Origin of the sequence: Paenibacillus guangzhouensis (genome assembly GCF_009363075.1) — a bacterium.
Taxonomy (GTDB): domain Bacteria; phylum Bacillota; class Bacilli; order Paenibacillales; family Paenibacillaceae; genus Paenibacillus_K; species Paenibacillus_K guangzhouensis.
Genome location: NZ_CP045293.1, coordinates 6,131,598 through 6,149,048, shown reverse-complemented (window position 1 = coordinate 6,149,048; position 17,451 = coordinate 6,131,598). Strand labels below are relative to the sequence as shown.

Here is a 17,451-nt window from a genome sequence, read left to right as displayed (position 1 = left end):
CATAATGAACAACGACGCATTCTCCTCAGCTCCTTAATGAAGTTATCCCGCTTGTAGCACAAACACCAATGCTGTCCTCTACACGTACCCACCTCCATCTCTGAACCTGTCTTAAAATGAGTTCTTACAGAAGCTATTCTATTGCAAGCACTTTCACGGTAACATACACAAAACTGACTTCCATAGGTGGATAATCCTGTATAGGAACAAAGAACTAACGGATGTTTTTCATACGAGCAGCTAGTGCAACACGCAAAAAAAAGGACGCCTGTCGGCGCCCTTTAGATAGAATCCTATTTCGACTCGTACGTATCGAAGTCCTTAATCACTTCACGGTTACGACCTGCCTTGAAAATGTTCTCGATCAAGTTCAACACGCGCAGTACCTCATGGTTTTTCACGATCGCTTCCGCCTTGCCTTCAACCACATCTGCGAAATTATCGTAGAAGCTGCTCGCATGCTCGTAAGCGGCTGGCAACGTTGTCGTGATCGTTGCTTCTTCGGATGGCGGAGCCATCGTCTTCGTCAGACCCACGCCGGCTTGGATCGGCTTCGGTTCGACTTTGCCCACTTCATTATTGCGAACGACAGCGCGGCCTTTAAGCGACCAGTCTTCGATCACCGCCGTACCTTCCGTTCCTTTCACATACCAGCGCGGAAGGGTAATGAAATTGGTCGTCCCCACTTCGACGATCGCCGTTACGCCATTCTCGAATTCAAGGATCGCATCGAATCCGTCATCAACTTCATCGCCGAGGATAAAGCTTAGGCGGCTCGATACACTCGTTACTTTGCTATCGATCATGAACAAGAACTGATCTAATAAGTGAACGCCCCAGTCGAGCAGCATGCCGCCGCCGTGCGCTTCCAGGTGACGCCAGTCGCCAGGAATGCCGTTCGCGCCGTGCACGCGGGATTCGATCTGGAACAGATCCCCGATCGTTCTGTTGTCATACATTTGTTTGATGATACGGAAGTCCTCGTCCCAGCGCCGGTTCTGGTGAACCATCAAGACGCGGCCCGTCTCTTGTGCAACCGCCATCATTTCTTCGAACTCCGAAGCATAGATCGTGACCGGCTTCTCGCAGATCACATGCTTGCCATGCTTCATGGCCGCGATCGCCAATTCTCTATGCACATCATTCGGTGTCGCGATCAGAACGACGTCTACAGCAGGATCGTTCAATACCGCTTCGTAGCTTGCATATGCCGGATAGCCATCCTGTTCCGATGCCGTCTGGCGAGTTGCCAGCACATCATAGGTTCCTACCACTTTCAGGCGCGGATTGCCCGCGATCAAATGTTTTGCATGATAACTTCCCATACCGCCATAACCGACGATGACAATAGAAATGGTGTTTGAGCTCAAGATTTCCCCTTCTCCCTTCGCTCTAGCAGCGATATAATTTTCAATCCATACCTCTATCGTAAAGGATTATAATCGCAGATAAAATGAATTATCTAGATCAAACCTGAACTATCCTGTTATTTTTGGGGATAAGAGGGTTGGTGCGTATACTAAAATTCTTTCCGTTGATAGATAACCAGAGAAATAAAAAAGGAAAGAATATATAGGATAACGCCTATGATTGCATATGCAACTGGAGCCGATATCGATGGATTGATATTGGACAGCGGTGGTTGTGCGATGAGATCGTTAATCAAGCCTTGTAATCCAAACGCAACGAAAAGCCCCCCGACCGCGCCTCCAATCGAAATCGCATCTGATTTTTCCGACCCAAACACATAGAGGAGCGGATACGCGATTGCGCCGGCAAAAAGAACGATGAACGTCCCTAACATGACCGTCTTGAACACCCCATCAACGGGCGCAGCTGACATTTGGCCATAGCCATAAAATAAACCAAACGATAACAGCATGCCGATCATGACAACGAAAAAATAAAAAAGATAGTGACTCTGCACGACATGCCTTCTCGTCACTGGCAACGTCAGAACGTACTTGTCGTAACCCGACTTCCCCTCATACTTAATCACCTCAATCGCGGGCGCCGCGATCAATAAGATCGTTATCATCGCCACAAAATGGTACATGGACGGTTCCCCAAAATAAAAAATCAAACCTGACACCAAAATAGCTATACCTATGTATGCAAATAAACTTCGATAAACGAGGTAATAGTTGGTCAATATTAAACCTCTCACTTATTTTTCACTCCTTGTTAACAAGACACTCAGTTCTTCCATGGTAATGGGTTTAGAAGTTATCTCCTTTGATAATTCCCGACTATCAGATACAAGTACACTGATATAAGAACCATGGTTCCTTTTCGCGACAACGATATCTTTGTTGATTAACGTTAGTTGTTCCTCATCTATATCTGCAATCGCATAACTTTCAAAAACCTTATGTTTCTCTTCATTTAATACAATTTCTCCATCTTTGATCACGACAAGATGGCTAGCGATTTTCTCCACATCACTCATAATATGAGAAGACAGCAAGATACCGCCGTTACGGTTACGTACAAAATGTTGTAATTCTTCTAGCAACGCTTCCCTTGATGAGGGATCAAGCCCTCCCGTCGCTTCATCTAGGATTAATAATTGTGCATGATGGGACAGCGCCACCGCTACAGACAGTTTCATGGACATTCCACGCGAGAATGTATTCACTTTTTTATCAACAGGTAAAGAGAAAGCATGGACTAATCGATCAAAATTGTCTTGATCCCAAGCATCATACAGCCGCTTAAAAACGTTGTTGAGTTGTTTGATGGTAAGATGAGCCGGCAGATTCATCGCATCAAATACAACGCCGATCTTTTCCTTCATCTTGACATGTTGATTGATATTTTCTTCGCCAAATAGTTTAACTGTACCGCTATCTTTAGAAATTAATCCGAGTACGGCTTTAAATGTCGTTGATTTTCCAGCCCCGTTATCACCAATGAAGCCGACAATAGATCCAGACGGCACATGGAATGACACATTTTTCAAGACAACTTTGTTGCCAAATGATTTGCTGATATTTTCTATCTCTAGAAGGTTCGGCATCCTCTCACTCCTATCATTCGTAGTTAGCACTCCGTCATACAGCAAAACACCGCGCGCTGGAAGCTGCGCGCGGTGCAAATTATGATATGATCCTTAAATCTTATACGCCTTCATCGCCTTGCGAAGCTCTTTCCACGTTGGGCGCTTGCCGTACATCAACACGCCGGTGCGATAGATCTTGGCAGAGAGCCAGCCGCAGATGAAGATGGCCACAAGCAAGAAGACGATTGAGAGCCATACTTCCCAGTAAGCCACTTCACCAAGACCTAGACGTAAGATCATCGATGTCGGTGAGGTGAACGGGATGAACGACGCCACCTTCACGAGCATCGTGTTCGGCGTCGAGATGCTGAACATGCTGATATAGAATGCCGCGAGCGATACGAACGTGATTGGCATAATCGCCTGACCCAGCTCTTCGGTGCGGCTCACCATCGAGCCGATCGCTGCGAACAGCACGGCGAACAAGAAGTAACCTAGAATATAGAATAGAATGCCATAGATCAAGAGCATCGGATCAATCTCCGACATGTCGATATGGTATTCTTGTAGAATTGCGAGGTTATGCGGCAAGCTTAAATTCACGACGACGGTCACAACGAAGACCGCAATCTGCGTCAGACCGACCAGGAACATACCGATGACCTTCCCGAACATTTGGGACAGCGGCGACACGCTCGTAATCAAGATCTCCATAATACGCGAGCTCTTCTCCGCCGTCACTTCTGCTGCAATCATATTGCCGGTCATATAGGCCGTCATGAAGAACAGGAAGAGCATGACATACACCAGAATATAGGCAGCGACCTTCTGCTCCTGCGTCTGATTCGTTCCGGCATTGCCTTCATTGACAGCTACTTGTTCCAGATCCATCGCAATCGGCTCAGCGAGCTGCTGCTTCTGCGATTCGCTTAGCGTATCCGCAACGATGAAATCCATCTTTACCGCCGTGAGCGCCGTCTCGAGCGATCTCGTCAGCGAATCGCCGGTGACACGGATATTGCTCGATTTATAGATGAATTTCGGGAATTTACCGTTCTCGCCACCGCTTAAGACCAAATACCCTGTGATCTTCTTCCCGGCAAGATCCTGCTTCAGCTTCGCTTCATCCGTCGCCGGGTCTACGGAACCCTCATAGACTTGGAGCGAGATGTTCGCGTTCGGCTGCTTCGCGAATTGGCCCTTCAGTGATTCCGCAATCCCTGCCGTGTCGAGGTACATACCGACGACTTCCGCTTTAGCCGGGCCTTCGTCTTTATTATTGAACAAGGACATCACATACAGACTGTTGATTCCTGCCGAAACGAGCAGGAGCAGAATAATCGTCGTCACGATGAACGATTTGGTTCTTACTTTATTTTTATAGGTAAAGCCAACGATTGTCTTCAAATTACTCATGACGCTCACCCACCGCCTTAATAAAGATTTGGTTCAATGTCGGTTCCACCACTTCAAAGCGGCTTACCGTCCGCTGCTGCATCGCTAATCTTAGAATTTCCTGTGCTGCCCGCTCGTCGGAAATACCGATTTTATATCCGATCTCCGATCGGTCCACGCTCGTTACGCCTGCAATCTTGTGTAAGTCTGTCACTTCGCCGTCCGTCCCAAGAATGACGCTCTCACGTGGGAATTGGCGCTTGATCTCCTTCAGATTCCCTTGTAGCACCGTATTCGATTTGTGCAGAATCGTAATGTTCTGGCACAGCTCTTCGACATGCTCCATGCGGTGTGTCGAGAACAGAATGGTTGCTCCACCGTCACGAACCTCTTTGACCGTCTCCTTCAACAGCTCGACATTGACCGGGTCAAGGCCGCTGAACGCCTCATCCATAATGATGAACTGCGGTTTATGGATCACCGCTGCAATGAACTGCATCTTCTGCTGATTCCCTTTGGACAACTCTTCGATCTTCTTATCGTAATATTCCGGTACATTAAAGCGCTCAAGCCAGTATTTCAAGCTGCGGTCCGCATCCGATTTCGACATCCCGCGCAGTTGTGCCAGATAGATGAGCTGTTCGCTGACCTTAATCTTCGGATACAAGCCCCGCTCCTCCGGCAAATAGCCCATTATGCCATTCAATGCCTTGCCATAACCCTTCCCGTTATACCGAATTTGGCCTTCATCCGGGTAGATCAGCCCTAGTACCATCCGCATGGTCGTTGTTTTCCCCGCACCATTGGCTCCTAACAGTCCATAAATCTCTCCCTTGCCCACTTCCAGATTGATGCCGTTCACCGCGCGTTTGTCCCCATAGACTTTGACCACTTGCTCCAATTGCAATGCCTTCATTCCATGAACCTCCTCATCCGATTTCTTTCCCTATGATTTTAAACTTGTTGCTGAATCAAATACGTGAAAATTTCATCAAGGTCTAAACCACTTGTTCGCATAACATGAAAGCCCGATTGTTCTAGCGCTTTTTCCGTCATCGATACATCTAACGTTATGATTTTAACGACGTTTCGACCTTCATTCTCCAGCGTGATCACGCCACCGAGCCTTCGAAACGATTCGCGATCCACCTCCGGACCCGCTTCCACCCATAATGCCTTCCAATCATCGGTCAACTGATCCTTCTCATATCGGCCTAGCAGCTTCCCACGATGCATGAAGATGACATAATCGGCTAATCGCTTCACTTCATCGATAATATGGGAGGCCAGAATGACGGCGCGATCCCCACCCTCCATATATGCTCGAATCTCATCCATCATGACCCTCCACGACAGCGGATCGAGTCCTGAGGACGGCTCGTCGAGCAGCAGCAGATCCGGTTCATGGACGAAACCGATAATGAACTCGCATTTCCTTCTCGTTCCTTTGGACATCTTATTGAACCGCTGCTTTGGATCGATCTCAAATACGTCAATAAGCCGTTCATAGAGCGCCTGATTCCAGGTTGGATACCAATATTTCATCTGTCCGGCGATCATCTCGAGCGTATCTCCGTTCTGGTCCTGCCACGATTTCTCCATCACATAGCCAATCCGCTTCTTCAGTTCCCACTGATGTTCACCAGCGAGTGTATGGCCTAACAGCTCGATCTGCCCTTGATCCGGATGTACGATCTGCATCACCATATTCATCAGCGTGCTCTTCCCCGAGCCATTAGACCCGACGATCGCCGTTACATAACCGCCAGGAAAATCTACATCCATCGGACCGATTTGAAGCTTGCCTCGCTCCTTCACGATCCCTCTCATCCGAACAACCAGCTCTTCCATCAACTCACCCCATATCCCATCATCACAGCCTGTGTGCTAACCCTTATATTTCGCATCCAAAACCTCTTGGAAGATCGACTTCAGGTCATCCTTCGTACATTGCACTTGCATTCCGACATCCACCGCGGCCTCCATCGCCTCTACGACCGCCGTCCGGCGATGCCGATCCCGCTCATCCGATCCGACCTTCGCTACGAAGGTCCCCGTGCCTTGCTTCGTCCGCAGCAGCCCTTCGGACTCCAGATCCTGATAGACCCGACGAACAGTGATCACGCTGCATTTCAGATCGTTCGCGAACTCCCGAATCGACGGCAATAATGTTCCCTCCTCCACTTGGCCGCTAAGAATCAAAGAACGAAGCTGTACTTCGATCTGATGGTACAATGGCTCTGCACTATTCTCATTTAATTGAATGGGGATCCACACCTTCCCACCTCTTCTCTTCGGAGTCTCTTATACGATAGAAGCGTTACATCAAATCGCGTGTCTTCAGCTTTCTTCTGATTCCCTTGACGGTAAGGAACATCACGCACCCAGCTGCAATGAACATCAGGACCGGCGATAAGAGCGGATGCTGCTTCGCGATGTCCACCGTCAACACGAGGATGCTGACCTTGGCGAACCAACAGATAAGTGCTGCTGCTATGTTCAATACCATAAGCACCACGGTCACCGCGAGATATGTCTTGCCGCTGCGCGTCATTTCTACAAAAATGTATACTGCCGAGGTTAGCACTGCATATCCAAGCCATATCGATGTATAACTTATATACTGCGGTACCGTCATGCCGTCGAACAATCGTTCCGCGAACAAATACTGCGCGGTGAAGAAGATCGTTCCATTCACCAGCAACGGCAGAATCAACTGAATGATCCGGCTGGTCATGATCACCTCGAACGAGACCGGCATCGTTCGCGTATGCGCCAAGTTCACGGTGTAGCTATCATCGCGATGATAATTAAAGGACTTCTTGTTCAAAATAAACCCGAGGATCGGCACCATCGTTAAAAAGTAAAAATCGATGAATAAGTAAGCAAGTGACGTTTCTTCATCCACCGGGAGAACGCTATGCGTTAACGGAATGGACATGAATGTGATATAGGCAATCATGATCACAGAGATTACATTTTTATATCGCAGTCCCCCATATTCCGATTTCGTTAGAAACCACGCGTCTCGCATTACTTGCACGAATATCATCCTTTCAGTCCAATGAGTTGAGTCTATATATGTCTCAGTTAGTGTTTATACTGTATATATCTTTATACACAGTATATAGTGTGCTTATCACACTGTCAACACTTTCCACCAATGAATTGGAAAAATTTTTTGCTTTATTTTCATCATTTTACGTAAGCGTCACCATCTCTAGTCATATCAAGATATTCTGGTTATCCTTCATCATAAATAGATTCAGTATATTTGGTTATTCCAAAATTTAACCTTCTCTGCGTGTGCTGTATTTCCTTGACTGACGGTCATATAACCATCTAAAATCGACAACTATAATTAAATCATAGATTTCGTACGCTAAAGTTGTAATGTTCTAATGTATACAGCATGAGAAGGAGGAACCATCATTGACCACCCAACCATCAGACCTTCCTAACCCATTAACCAAGGAGAAACATCCGCCAGGGTTGTATATTCTGTTCTTCACAGAGATGTGGGAACGATTCAGCTACTACGGCATGCGTGCAATGCTCGTCCTCTACCTAACTGCAGCACTTATTAGCGGTGGACTCGGATTCTCTGAGAGCTCGGCCATTTCCGTCTACGGGTTCTTCACTGGAGCTTGTTATTTCACGCCGCTGCTTGGAGGTTATCTGACGGACCGGTACCTCGGTCGACGCAAGGCCATCACGATCGGCGGGATCGCCATTGCGATCGGGAACTTCGCGTTATTCGCTTCGCAGACGGTGTCTGCGCTATATATCGGCCTTGCACTCATCATTATCGGGAACGGCTTCTTCAAGCCGAATATCTCTACCCTTGTCGGGGACTTATACCCGAAAAATGACCGAAGAATCGACTCGGCCTATACTATTTTCTATATGGGGATTAATGTCGGTTCATTGATCTCTCCGCTCATCTGCGGTTATCTTGCGGAGCAATACTTCAAGACCAGCATGATGGATACGATTGTCTACGGCTACAAATACGGATTCCTTGCCTCGAGTATCGGGATGGTCATTGGGCAAATTATTTTCAATATGCTTGCGCCGCGATATTTGGGCGACCTCGGCACGAAACCAGTGATCACAATGGCTTCGATCAACAAGGGCGGCAAGAAGATCACGACCCCGCTTACGCCAAAAGAAAAACAGCGGACGGCGGTTATTCTGATCATTACCTGCTTTGTCATCTTCTTCTGGGCTGGATTCGAACAAGCCGGCAGCTTGCTCACGCTCTATACGAATCAATTTATCGACAAGACGATCTTCGGTTGGGAGGTCCCAACCTCATGGTTCCAGTCCATTAACCCAGCGTTCGTCATCCTGCTTGCACCCGTCGTATCGACGCTCTGGCTGAAGCTCTCACATCGCAAACGTGGCGACCTTAGCGCACCGACAAAAATGGGCCTTGGCATGATCCTGCTCGGTGTCGGATACACCGTGCTCCTTATGGCGGTGCTTCGGACAGGCAGTGATAGCGCGCATATCACGGAGAAGGCGAACATTCTATTCATTATAGCGACGTACTTCTTCCATACGGTAGGTGAACTCTTCTTATCCCCTGTCGGCTTGTCCCTCGTGAACAAAATCGCTCCGGTGAAGCTTACATCGCTGCTTATGGGGGTATGGCTGGCAAGTACGGGCATTGCGAATATCGTCGGCGGTCAGTTCGCTTCGAAGATCAATACGCTTGGTTACTTCAATGTCTTTAGTATCATTGGCGGTCTATCGATTGCCCTCGGACTTGTTCTTCTGATGCTGTCGAAGACGTTGACACGGATGGCCAAATAGCATCTCATGCGATATACAAAAAAGCCGATGAGCTCTTGTCACACAAGAGTCCATCGGCTTTATTTCGATAGGGATAGATATTATAGACCAAAAATCGCATCAATCACAGGTTTGGTATGACCACCTGGATAGAGGACATACAGCAATACATAGACTGCTACGCCTGTAATGGCGGTAAAGAACCATGTCACGGCTGTGACGCGACCCCATTTACGGTGCTTCCCGAAGTTCTTCTTAAAGGCTAAGGTAAGTGTCGTTAGACCGAACACCGCTGCAACCGTCGCAAGCACGATGTGGAAGATCAGAAATACATGATAGTATAGCTTCAAATCATCCGGACCGCCCCATGCCGTGTTGCCGACAAAGATCGTCCGCGACATGTAGATGATGAAGAACAATAACGCTGCAATCGCACCGGCAATCATCGTCTTCTCATGCGCCTTGCGCTTGCCCTTAATAATCTGTACCCAGCCAATCGCGACTAGGATCGCACTAATGACAATAAAACTTGTACTAATCGTCGGAAAAATTGTAAAAATATCCACGCGAACCCTCCGTTCTACTCCTCATCCCTTATGCTTTATTCCAATTCTCCGAGCCTACCAAAGGTAGTTCGTCCATATCATCGTCGCGACTCTCTCTTCTCACCCAGTGGTAGAAGATATACGCGAGCGCAGACCCGTTAACAAGCTCCTGAATGAACTTCATCATAATGCCGCCCACTTGTTGGTCTTGCATCGGATCTAGAATATTGAAGAACGTCGGTCCATCGAACAACTCGAGCAGTACCTTCGGGTCGCCCGAGAAGCAATAACCCATGGCCTGAGCCCATACATTGGGATCGTTATAAGTCGCATACATCGGCTCTCCTGCAAAAATAATCAAAGCACAGGCCGGTGTAATCAATACACTATTCACAAAGATATACGCCATCTTACTAACATCCTGCAGCTTGCCGCCCGGAATCGGGCTGAGAATTGGCCACCACATCATCATTGAGGTAATTAATAATACCACATAATAGATCCGATGGACTACAAAATGAAGCATGACATAATCGTGAACAGCCGGAACATGATAGAGCGAGAACAGCGCATTGAACAATACGGCTGTGAAAATCGGGTGCATGAGAAACTTCAATTTATGCAGCGGGCGGTAGCGGAACATCGAACGCCATAGCCATGTCGGAATACCAAGAATAATGAGCGGCGGCACAATAATATAAGATAATGCCATCGCAAGCATGTGGAACGTGAACATCAAATGGCTTAAAAAACTGATCGGACCGCCTTGCGCCAAATAGAACAATACCATCCCGGCCACAAAGCAAATCTTCTGCCCTACCTTCGTTGTCCCTTCTTCAGCAAATCGTGCACGAAGCGGACCGATGATCACAAAGTACGCAGCGGTAATCGCGATCATAAGTATTAAAAACCAAGGACTCCATAAATCTGAGAAGCTAAAGTATTCTAAGCCGAGCATGCCTTGATCCCTCCTTATCTAATCGACCCAAGCATCAACGCCTTCGGTGTCCTTTGTAAGGAGGGAAAGCGTTTTAGCGAGAAATATAAGATATTCTCTCACATTCAGACATTGTCGTCCATTTCTGTCCAAATCAAACAAGATATATCCATAAAAAGAGGGGCAGCAATCACTGCCCCCCTCTACTTATTTACCACCAAACCCAATATACGGCCATGATAATAGCTGTAAAGGCAATCAAGGCTCCGCCAAACAAGAAAATGATTGGCATTAAATGCCCGCGGTCTTTCATGTGCATCCAGTATGCCAATTGGACCACAACTTGCAGAACGGCCATCACCATGATGATGATGTAGGTAAATGTCTTGTTCACTTCGCCTGCCATAACAGCAGCGAAAGCGATCAACGTTAGAACGATGGAGAAAATAAATGCTACGATATGTTTACCAGGTCCCTCGTGGCGATGACGATGCTTCGCCGTCGAGTCTGAAGCAGAATGCTGTGTTGACATTCGTTAGCCCACCTTTCCCATCAAGTAAACCACTGTGAAGATGAATACCCACACGACATCGATAAAGTGCCAGTAGATACCTGCTACATAGATTTTAGGGGCGGTAACAACCGTTAACCCTTTTTTGAAAATTTGAGCAATAAGTATTCCGATCCATACAACCCCGAATGCAACGTGGGCACCGTGGAATCCAACTAAGGTATAGAACGAAGAACTGAATGCGCTTGTCGTGAACTTATGGCCTTCGTGCACATACTCGAAGAACTCATAAATCTCAAGACCCAAGAACCCTAACCCAAGAATGACAGTCACGATCAACCAGTTGATCATTGCTTTGACATTATGACGATGAAGCGCTTGGGTAGCGAATACACTCGTCAAACTACTCGTTAAGAGAATGAATGTCGCCAGAGCCACAGTCGGTAATTGGAACAACTCTGTTCCCGGTTTACCGTCAGCGATCTGGTCGCGAAGCGCAAGGAACGTCGCGAACAAAGTTCCGAACAACACGGATTCCCCACCGAGGAACAACCAGAATCCAAGGACCTTATTACGGCCTTCGAGGGTCGCCTTCTCCGGCTCATGAGGCAATTGGCCGTCTACATGTTCTGCGTGCGAACTCATGCTTTTACCCCCTTATCTTCTAGCTCCTCTGGTTCAATATGCCAGCCATGATCATCGAATACGGAACGTAAGAACATACCGCCGAATGTAATCACCAAACCGAGAATTGCAACGATATAGTTATTGAACAACATACCTACGAAACCATTCGCAAACTCATCCTTTGCGAACATGAATCCAAAACCAGCGATGAACAATCCAACTGACATCATAAATGGAATGATCGATGGAGAAGGCATATGGATCGAACCAACAGGCTCCGCTGCAGGAACTTCTTTGTTGCCTGCCATTTTTTCTTTCCAATAAGCGTCCAAACCACGCACAAGCGGTGTTTGTTTGAAGTTGTATTCTGGCGCTGGGGAAGGAATCGTCCATTCTAATGTACGTCCGTCTACCCATGGATCGTTTGGTGCATTTTTTGGTTTCGCAGCCGTAACCGCGATGTTAATCAAGAATACGATCGTACCTACACCCATCAAGAACGCACCGATGGAACTGATTAAGTTCATCGTGTCAAATCCTTGGTTCGGCAAGTAAGTGAATACGCGACGCGGCATCCCCATCAAACCTAAGAAATGCTGCACGAAGAACGTCATATGGAATCCAATGAAGAATGTCCAGAACGTGATTTTACCAAGTCCTTCGTTCAGTACGCGACCGAACATTTTCGGCCACCAGTAGAACAAGCCTGAGAATAGACCGAATACGAGACCACCGACGATAACGTAATGGAAATGCGCTACGACAAAGTAGGAATCGTGGTACTGGAAGTCAGCTGGCGCAGACGCGAGCATAACCCCTGTAACCCCACCCATAACGAATGTTGGAATGAATCCAATCGCGAACAAACTTGATGTGTTGAATGTCAATTGACCACCCCATAGGGTGAACAGCCAGTTAAAGATCTTAATTCCCGTCGGCACGGCGATCAACATCGTCGCAATCGAGAACAGGGCGTTCGCTACTGGTCCTAAACCTGCTGTGAACATGTGGTGAGCCCATACCATGAAGCCCAAGAATCCGATAAGGATTGTTGCGAATACCATCGAGCTGTATCCGAACAACCGTTTTCTCGAGAATGTCGATACAACTTCCGAGATAATACCGAATGCCGGCAAGATCAAGATATATACTTCAGGATGACCAAAGATCCAGAAGATATGCTCCCATAACACGGCATTACCGCCGTTGGCAATTTCGAAGAAATTCGCACCGAATAACCGGTCAAATGTAAGTAATACGAGACCAACTGTAATCGCAGGGAATGCGAACAGGATCAAGGCCGACGTAATGAATACCGCCCATGTGAACATCGGCATACGCATGAAGGTCATCCCTGGCGCACGCATGTTGATGATGGTGACGAGGAAGTTAATCCCCCCGAGCAGCGTACCGATACCGGCAATCTGCAACCCTAGGGAGTAGAAGTCCACCCCATGGGTGTTACTGTATGTATTACTGGCAAGCGGCATATACGATGTCCAGCCTGCATCTGGTGCTCCACCAACGATCCAGCTCAAGTTAAGGAGCAAGCCGCCGAAGAAGAATGTCCAGAATCCGAGTGAGTTCAAGAATGGGAACGCTACGTCGCGCGCACCGATCTGAAGCGGAATAATCGCATTCATCAAAGCGAAAATGATTGGCATGACCGCAAGGAAGATCATCGTCGTTCCGTGCATCGTAATCAATTCATTAAATGTCTGAGCAGATACGAAGTCCAGCTTCGGCTGCATCAACTGAATCCGAATGAGAATCGCTTCAATACCGCCGATGAGAAAGAACAATCCGCCGGCGATAAGATATAGAATACCGATTTTCTTATGGTCAACGGTTGTGAGCCAATCCATTAACCCGTGATACCTTTTTACCGAATGAGCCAAGGTTATTGCCTCCCTTACTTCCCGTTGTCATATTGTAATTTATAATTCGCAAGGTACTTCGAAATGCCGTCTAACTCTTCTGTAGATAAAGTAACTTTCGGCATTTTTGAACCTGGTTTAACTTTCTCTGGATCAGCGATCCAATTCTTAAGGTTCTCTTCCACAGGCGTCTCATCGTTCAGCAACACGCCAGCAACCGCTTGCTTATTGCCGATGCCCGTCAAGTTCGGACCGAGCGTACCGCCTTTATCCCCTACAGCATGGCAAGAAAGACATTTCTTCTCGAATGCAGCTGCAAGTTGCGGATCTTCAGGCAATACAGCAGGAGCCTTCATCTCTTGAACCCAAGCGTCGAATTTCGCTTCGTCCACCGCTTTGACTTTGAAATCCATCAAGGCGTGGGACTGACCGCATAACTCTGCGCATTTACCGCGATAAACGCCGGCTTTTGGCGCTTCGAAGTACATCTTATTCGTATTTCCTTCAGGGTTGGTATCGATTTTACCGAACAACGATGGAACCCAGAATGAGTGAAGCACGTCAACCGTGTTTAATTGAAGAGAAATCTTCTTCGTCGTCGGAATAACAAGCTCTTGACCCGTCTTAATTCCGTAATCAGGATAATCAAATTCCCACCAATATTGATGCGAAGTGACCTTCACCTGAATCGCATTCTTATCTTTGGAATAATCCTGCGCAAACTCAAACACGTACTTAACCGTAGGCACAACAAGAATCACCAACAGGATGATCGGGATTACGGTCCAAATGATCTCCAATTTGTGACTGCCTTCGACTTGTTTCGGTATTTCCGTCTGCCCTGGGCGTCTACGGAAACGAATGAGTACGTAGGCTAAGATCAAGAACACGATCACGACTACGACGATCATCATACCAATTGATAATTTCATTAAATCATACTGCTTCTCTGCAATAGGTCCTTGCGGCTGTAATGTCGACAGATCCGCACGGCCGCAAGCGGAAAGTAAAAGCGCCAAACCTGCCAAAATTGGAAGGAGCCGCTTTACTGCATGCCACCGATTCATCATTGATCAACCCCACTTTTTACATTTTCATAGATTGCGACGTTCCCCAAAATAAGCAATCTACGTGCTTTAACACGGATGCTAATCGCTTGTCAATTAACAGTATCACGTAATTAACTATAATTTCCGGGGGAATTTTTGTCAATGTTTATAGACCAGTTCACAAATTGTTCTAAAAGTCGAAAAAGTCGCACCACTGCGCGATTTGTATGCGCTTCCATTTTATTTTCGATCCGCTTTCATAGCGCTTTGAGCCCTCCGTTTTCACTCCAAATTCTTCCGTTATTCACCTTACTGCAACATATTATCGACACAATTCGAGCAAACCCAAAATCGAAATTTACATTATATAGGTATATGCAAATTTCACAAAAAAAACCGCCTGTACGAATGTTTTTTCATTCGCGCAAGCGGTTTGTATTTGATTAAGACTGTAGTTTTACCAATTCATGTTCAACAATCGTGGTCAGCTCTTCTTCGTAGCCTCCCATAATATGGTACTTTCGGATATATTCTTTCACAAACTTACGAGGATCTTTAGGTCGGAAAATACGAGCCATTTCTTTAATGCTTTCCCTTACTTCATTGTGTCCCTTCGTTGCCATGAAAAATTCCCTCCCAAAGCTTTGTAGACCATGCTCCGTTTTAGAGAACGCCGAAAAGATTCACCGTTTTCCACATATTACGTTTATTATTGGAAAAACCCTCCTAACGAATATTATATCATAACCTTGCCAAGTTTACAGTGGATTATAAAAATTCCATTTATTGAATAATACAAGTAAAAATCGCTGCCCTCGTCCCATAAGGGCGGACAGCGATTATAAATTTAATCTAAATTAATTAATTTCTCTTGTTCTGAATCGAACGATGCTCAAAATAGCGAAGAGAGCAATCGTAAGAATCGTGATGGTCAAGGCGAACCACATATTCACGCCTAATGAGTCCACTGCCCCATTCGCATAAGGCGCAAGACTTGTATATTTCAACACGACGTATTTGGACCATTCTTTACTGCCAGCCATTAAGCCGAACATGCTACTGAAGATATTAATGAAGAGTCCAATTCCGATGGATAACCCAAGGCTTGTCGTGAACACGCCAGCTGCAAAGGATACCGTAAGCAAGAAGATCGAGAAAGGTATGCCATACGATATGGAGACAATCTGATCAACAATGGAACCTTCACCTATGCCAAAAAATACGGCACCAATCGCAAATCCTGCGACGATCATCACGACATATGTCAACAAGAACATCACAATCGCTGCAACGTATTTGGACATGAGGACGGAAGCTCGACTCGCTGGACGGATCAATAGCTGTTTAATCGTGCCATCCTTAAATTCATCTGTAACAATCTGCGCCCCGATGACAACCCCGAACAGCATAATGATCATCGGCATCATTTGAGACAGTAAAGACAAAAACGTATACGCATCCATCTCTTCTGAAGCACCTTTAACGAAGAGCTTAATGACCAGCCCAATTCCGCCCATCATTACGATGATGAACAGGTTGAAGTATAATCCTTGTCTCTTGCTGTTCATCTTCATCCATTCATTCTGAAATAACTTCATAAACATTAACGGTCTCCTCCTTTGGTGAGCGACAAGAACATATCTTCGAGCGATTCTTTCTGCGTCGCCACCTGATAGATCCGTACATGATGCTCAGCAAGCAATGCGATCACATCAGGTATCTGGCCCTTCTCTAAATTAACGACAACAATATTCTGTTCGATATTGATAATGTCGTAAGGTTCAAGGAGCTGCTTCGTAAGCACGCGGTCGTCCACTTCAATCGCAACCGGCTGCTTCTGATGTGTCAGATCGACACCTTTAATCGTACGCTCATCAACATATTGGCCATTCTGGATAATGACAACACGGTCACACATCAATTCGATCTCGGATAACAAGTGACTGGAGACGACAACCGCAATGTTCTCTTCGGAAGCCAACTTACGCAAGTAATCACGCAATTCATGAATCCCTGCCGGATCTAATCCATTCGTCGGTTCATCCAAAATGAGAATAGATGGATCATGGAGAAGCGCTTGTGCAATCCCCAAGCGTTGACGCATGCCTAACGAATAGGTCTTCACTTTCTGATGGATTGCTTTCTCTAGATCAACCAGCTTCACAATTTCTTGAATCCGTTCTTTGCTCACTGGCGTTGCACTCATTCGCGCAAAATGAATCAAATTTTTGTAGCCCGTCATATATTTGTACAGCTCCGGATTCTCTACAATCGCGCCAACGTAAGATACAGCCTTTGAACGCTCTTTGCGCACACTGTGTCCTTCGATGTAGATTTCACCTTTCGTCATCGAGATGAGTCCGAGCATCATACGGATCGTCGTCGTTTTCCCGGAGCCATTCGGACCAAGAAATCCGTAAACTTCCCCGCGCTCAACGGAAAATGACAGATCGTTAATAATGGTCTTCCCTCCAATTACTTTGGTTACATGTTCGAGCTGAACCACAATATTATCATTAGACATGTATGTCGACCTCGCTTTAATCAATTTACCTTGCATGAACCATGCACTTCATAATTTCAAGTATAAAGTTTCAATTCGATTCTAAACACCGATTTACCTTTCAGAAAAAGGTGGAAACCTTACATTTATGTAATGATTGATTATTTTTCATTTGAACGCCCATCGTGTATATTAAGGTTGTTGGATAT

Annotated in this window: 18 protein-coding genes; 1 reads left to right on the top strand and 17 read right to left on the bottom strand. The window is 46.4% G+C overall.

From position 1 onward, the window contains the following. Positions 1 to 293: 293 nt before the first annotated feature. From GCU39_RS27700 to GCU39_RS27665, 8 genes are all read right to left on the bottom strand, one after another. The gene (locus GCU39_RS27700; RefSeq protein WP_265333556.1) at positions 294 to 1,325 is read right to left on the bottom strand and encodes a Gfo/Idh/MocA family protein; all 1,032 of its coding nucleotides are present in this window, start codon (positions 1,323 to 1,325) and stop codon (positions 294 to 296) included. Positions 1,326 to 1,519: 194 nt separating this feature from the next. After that, on the bottom strand, positions 1,520 to 2,167 hold the full coding sequence (locus tag GCU39_RS27695) for an ABC-2 transporter permease (RefSeq protein ID WP_152396423.1): 648 nt from the start codon (positions 2,165 to 2,167) through the stop codon (positions 1,520 to 1,522). Further along, positions 2,168 to 3,019: an ABC transporter ATP-binding protein gene (locus GCU39_RS27690; protein WP_152396422.1), complete on the bottom strand. Its 852-nt coding sequence runs from the start codon at positions 3,017 to 3,019 to the stop codon at positions 2,168 to 2,170. Between the two features lie 93 nt (positions 3,020 to 3,112). Continuing rightward, the gene (locus GCU39_RS27685) at positions 3,113 to 4,417 is read right to left on the bottom strand and encodes an ABC transporter permease (RefSeq protein WP_152396421.1); all 1,305 of its coding nucleotides are present in this window, start codon (positions 4,415 to 4,417) and stop codon (positions 3,113 to 3,115) included. Beyond that, positions 4,410 to 5,312, bottom strand: a complete 903-nt coding sequence (locus GCU39_RS27680; protein ID WP_152396420.1) for an ABC transporter ATP-binding protein — start codon at positions 5,310 to 5,312, stop codon at positions 4,410 to 4,412. The genes GCU39_RS27685 and GCU39_RS27680 overlap by 8 nt, the downstream gene beginning before the upstream one ends. Positions 5,313 to 5,350: 38 nt before the next feature. Further along, the gene (locus tag GCU39_RS27675) at positions 5,351 to 6,247 is read right to left on the bottom strand and encodes an ATP-binding cassette domain-containing protein (RefSeq protein WP_152396419.1); all 897 of its coding nucleotides are present in this window, start codon (positions 6,245 to 6,247) and stop codon (positions 5,351 to 5,353) included. A 36-nt stretch (positions 6,248 to 6,283) separates the two neighbouring features. Further along, positions 6,284 to 6,673, bottom strand: a complete 390-nt coding sequence (locus GCU39_RS27670) for a GntR family transcriptional regulator (protein ID WP_152396418.1) — start codon at positions 6,671 to 6,673, stop codon at positions 6,284 to 6,286. Between the two features lie 43 nt (positions 6,674 to 6,716). Next, positions 6,717 to 7,439: a hypothetical protein gene (locus GCU39_RS27665; protein WP_152396417.1), complete on the bottom strand. Its 723-nt coding sequence runs from the start codon at positions 7,437 to 7,439 to the stop codon at positions 6,717 to 6,719. Positions 7,440 to 7,828: 389 nt separating this feature from the next. On the opposite strand from GCU39_RS27665, the gene GCU39_RS27660 reads away from it, so the two are divergent. Then, positions 7,829 to 9,214 (top strand): peptide MFS transporter, encoded by a 1,386-nt coding sequence (locus GCU39_RS27660; protein ID WP_152396416.1) that lies wholly within the window; start codon positions 7,829 to 7,831, stop codon positions 9,212 to 9,214. Positions 9,215 to 9,294: 80 nt separating this feature from the next. Here the strand turns inward: GCU39_RS27660 and GCU39_RS27655 are convergent, their stop codons facing one another. From GCU39_RS27655 to GCU39_RS27615, 9 genes are all read right to left on the bottom strand, one after another. Next, positions 9,295 to 9,759, bottom strand: coding sequence for a DUF420 domain-containing protein (locus GCU39_RS27655; RefSeq protein WP_152396415.1), 465 nt, complete (start codon positions 9,757 to 9,759; stop codon positions 9,295 to 9,297). 28 nt (positions 9,760 to 9,787) lie between these two features. Continuing rightward, a complete protein-coding gene (gene ctaG, locus GCU39_RS27650) occupies positions 9,788 to 10,696 on the bottom strand; it encodes a cytochrome c oxidase assembly factor CtaG (protein ID WP_152396414.1) in 909 nt (302 codons plus the stop codon). A gap of 190 nt (positions 10,697 to 10,886) precedes the next feature. After that, positions 10,887 to 11,207, bottom strand: coding sequence for a cytochrome C oxidase subunit IV family protein (locus GCU39_RS27645; protein ID WP_152396413.1), 321 nt, complete (start codon positions 11,205 to 11,207; stop codon positions 10,887 to 10,889). 3 nt (positions 11,208 to 11,210) lie between these two features. Next, a complete protein-coding gene (locus tag GCU39_RS27640) occupies positions 11,211 to 11,831 on the bottom strand; it encodes a cytochrome (ubi)quinol oxidase subunit III (protein ID WP_152396412.1) in 621 nt (206 codons plus the stop codon). Next, positions 11,828 to 13,678, bottom strand: a complete 1,851-nt coding sequence (gene ctaD, locus GCU39_RS27635; RefSeq protein ID WP_152397465.1) for a cytochrome c oxidase subunit I — start codon at positions 13,676 to 13,678, stop codon at positions 11,828 to 11,830. Before ctaD ends, GCU39_RS27640 begins: the two co-directional genes overlap by 4 nt. 47 nt (positions 13,679 to 13,725) lie before the next feature. Continuing rightward, a complete protein-coding gene (gene coxB / locus GCU39_RS27630; protein WP_152396411.1) occupies positions 13,726 to 14,760 on the bottom strand; it encodes a cytochrome c oxidase subunit II in 1,035 nt (344 codons plus the stop codon). Between the two features lie 422 nt (positions 14,761 to 15,182). Continuing rightward, a complete protein-coding gene (locus tag GCU39_RS27625) occupies positions 15,183 to 15,362 on the bottom strand; it encodes a hypothetical protein (protein WP_018754798.1) in 180 nt (59 codons plus the stop codon). A 234-nt stretch (positions 15,363 to 15,596) separates the two neighbouring features. Next, positions 15,597 to 16,343 carry a DUF2705 family protein gene (locus GCU39_RS27620; protein WP_152396410.1) on the bottom strand — a complete coding sequence of 249 codons (747 nt, stop codon included), beginning with the start codon at positions 16,341 to 16,343 and terminating at the stop codon, positions 15,597 to 15,599. Continuing rightward, positions 16,343 to 17,263 carry an ABC transporter ATP-binding protein gene (locus tag GCU39_RS27615; protein WP_152396409.1) on the bottom strand — a complete coding sequence of 307 codons (921 nt, stop codon included), beginning with the start codon at positions 17,261 to 17,263 and terminating at the stop codon, positions 16,343 to 16,345. Before GCU39_RS27615 ends, GCU39_RS27620 begins: the two co-directional genes overlap by 1 nt. Positions 17,264 to 17,451 lie beyond the last annotated feature (188 nt).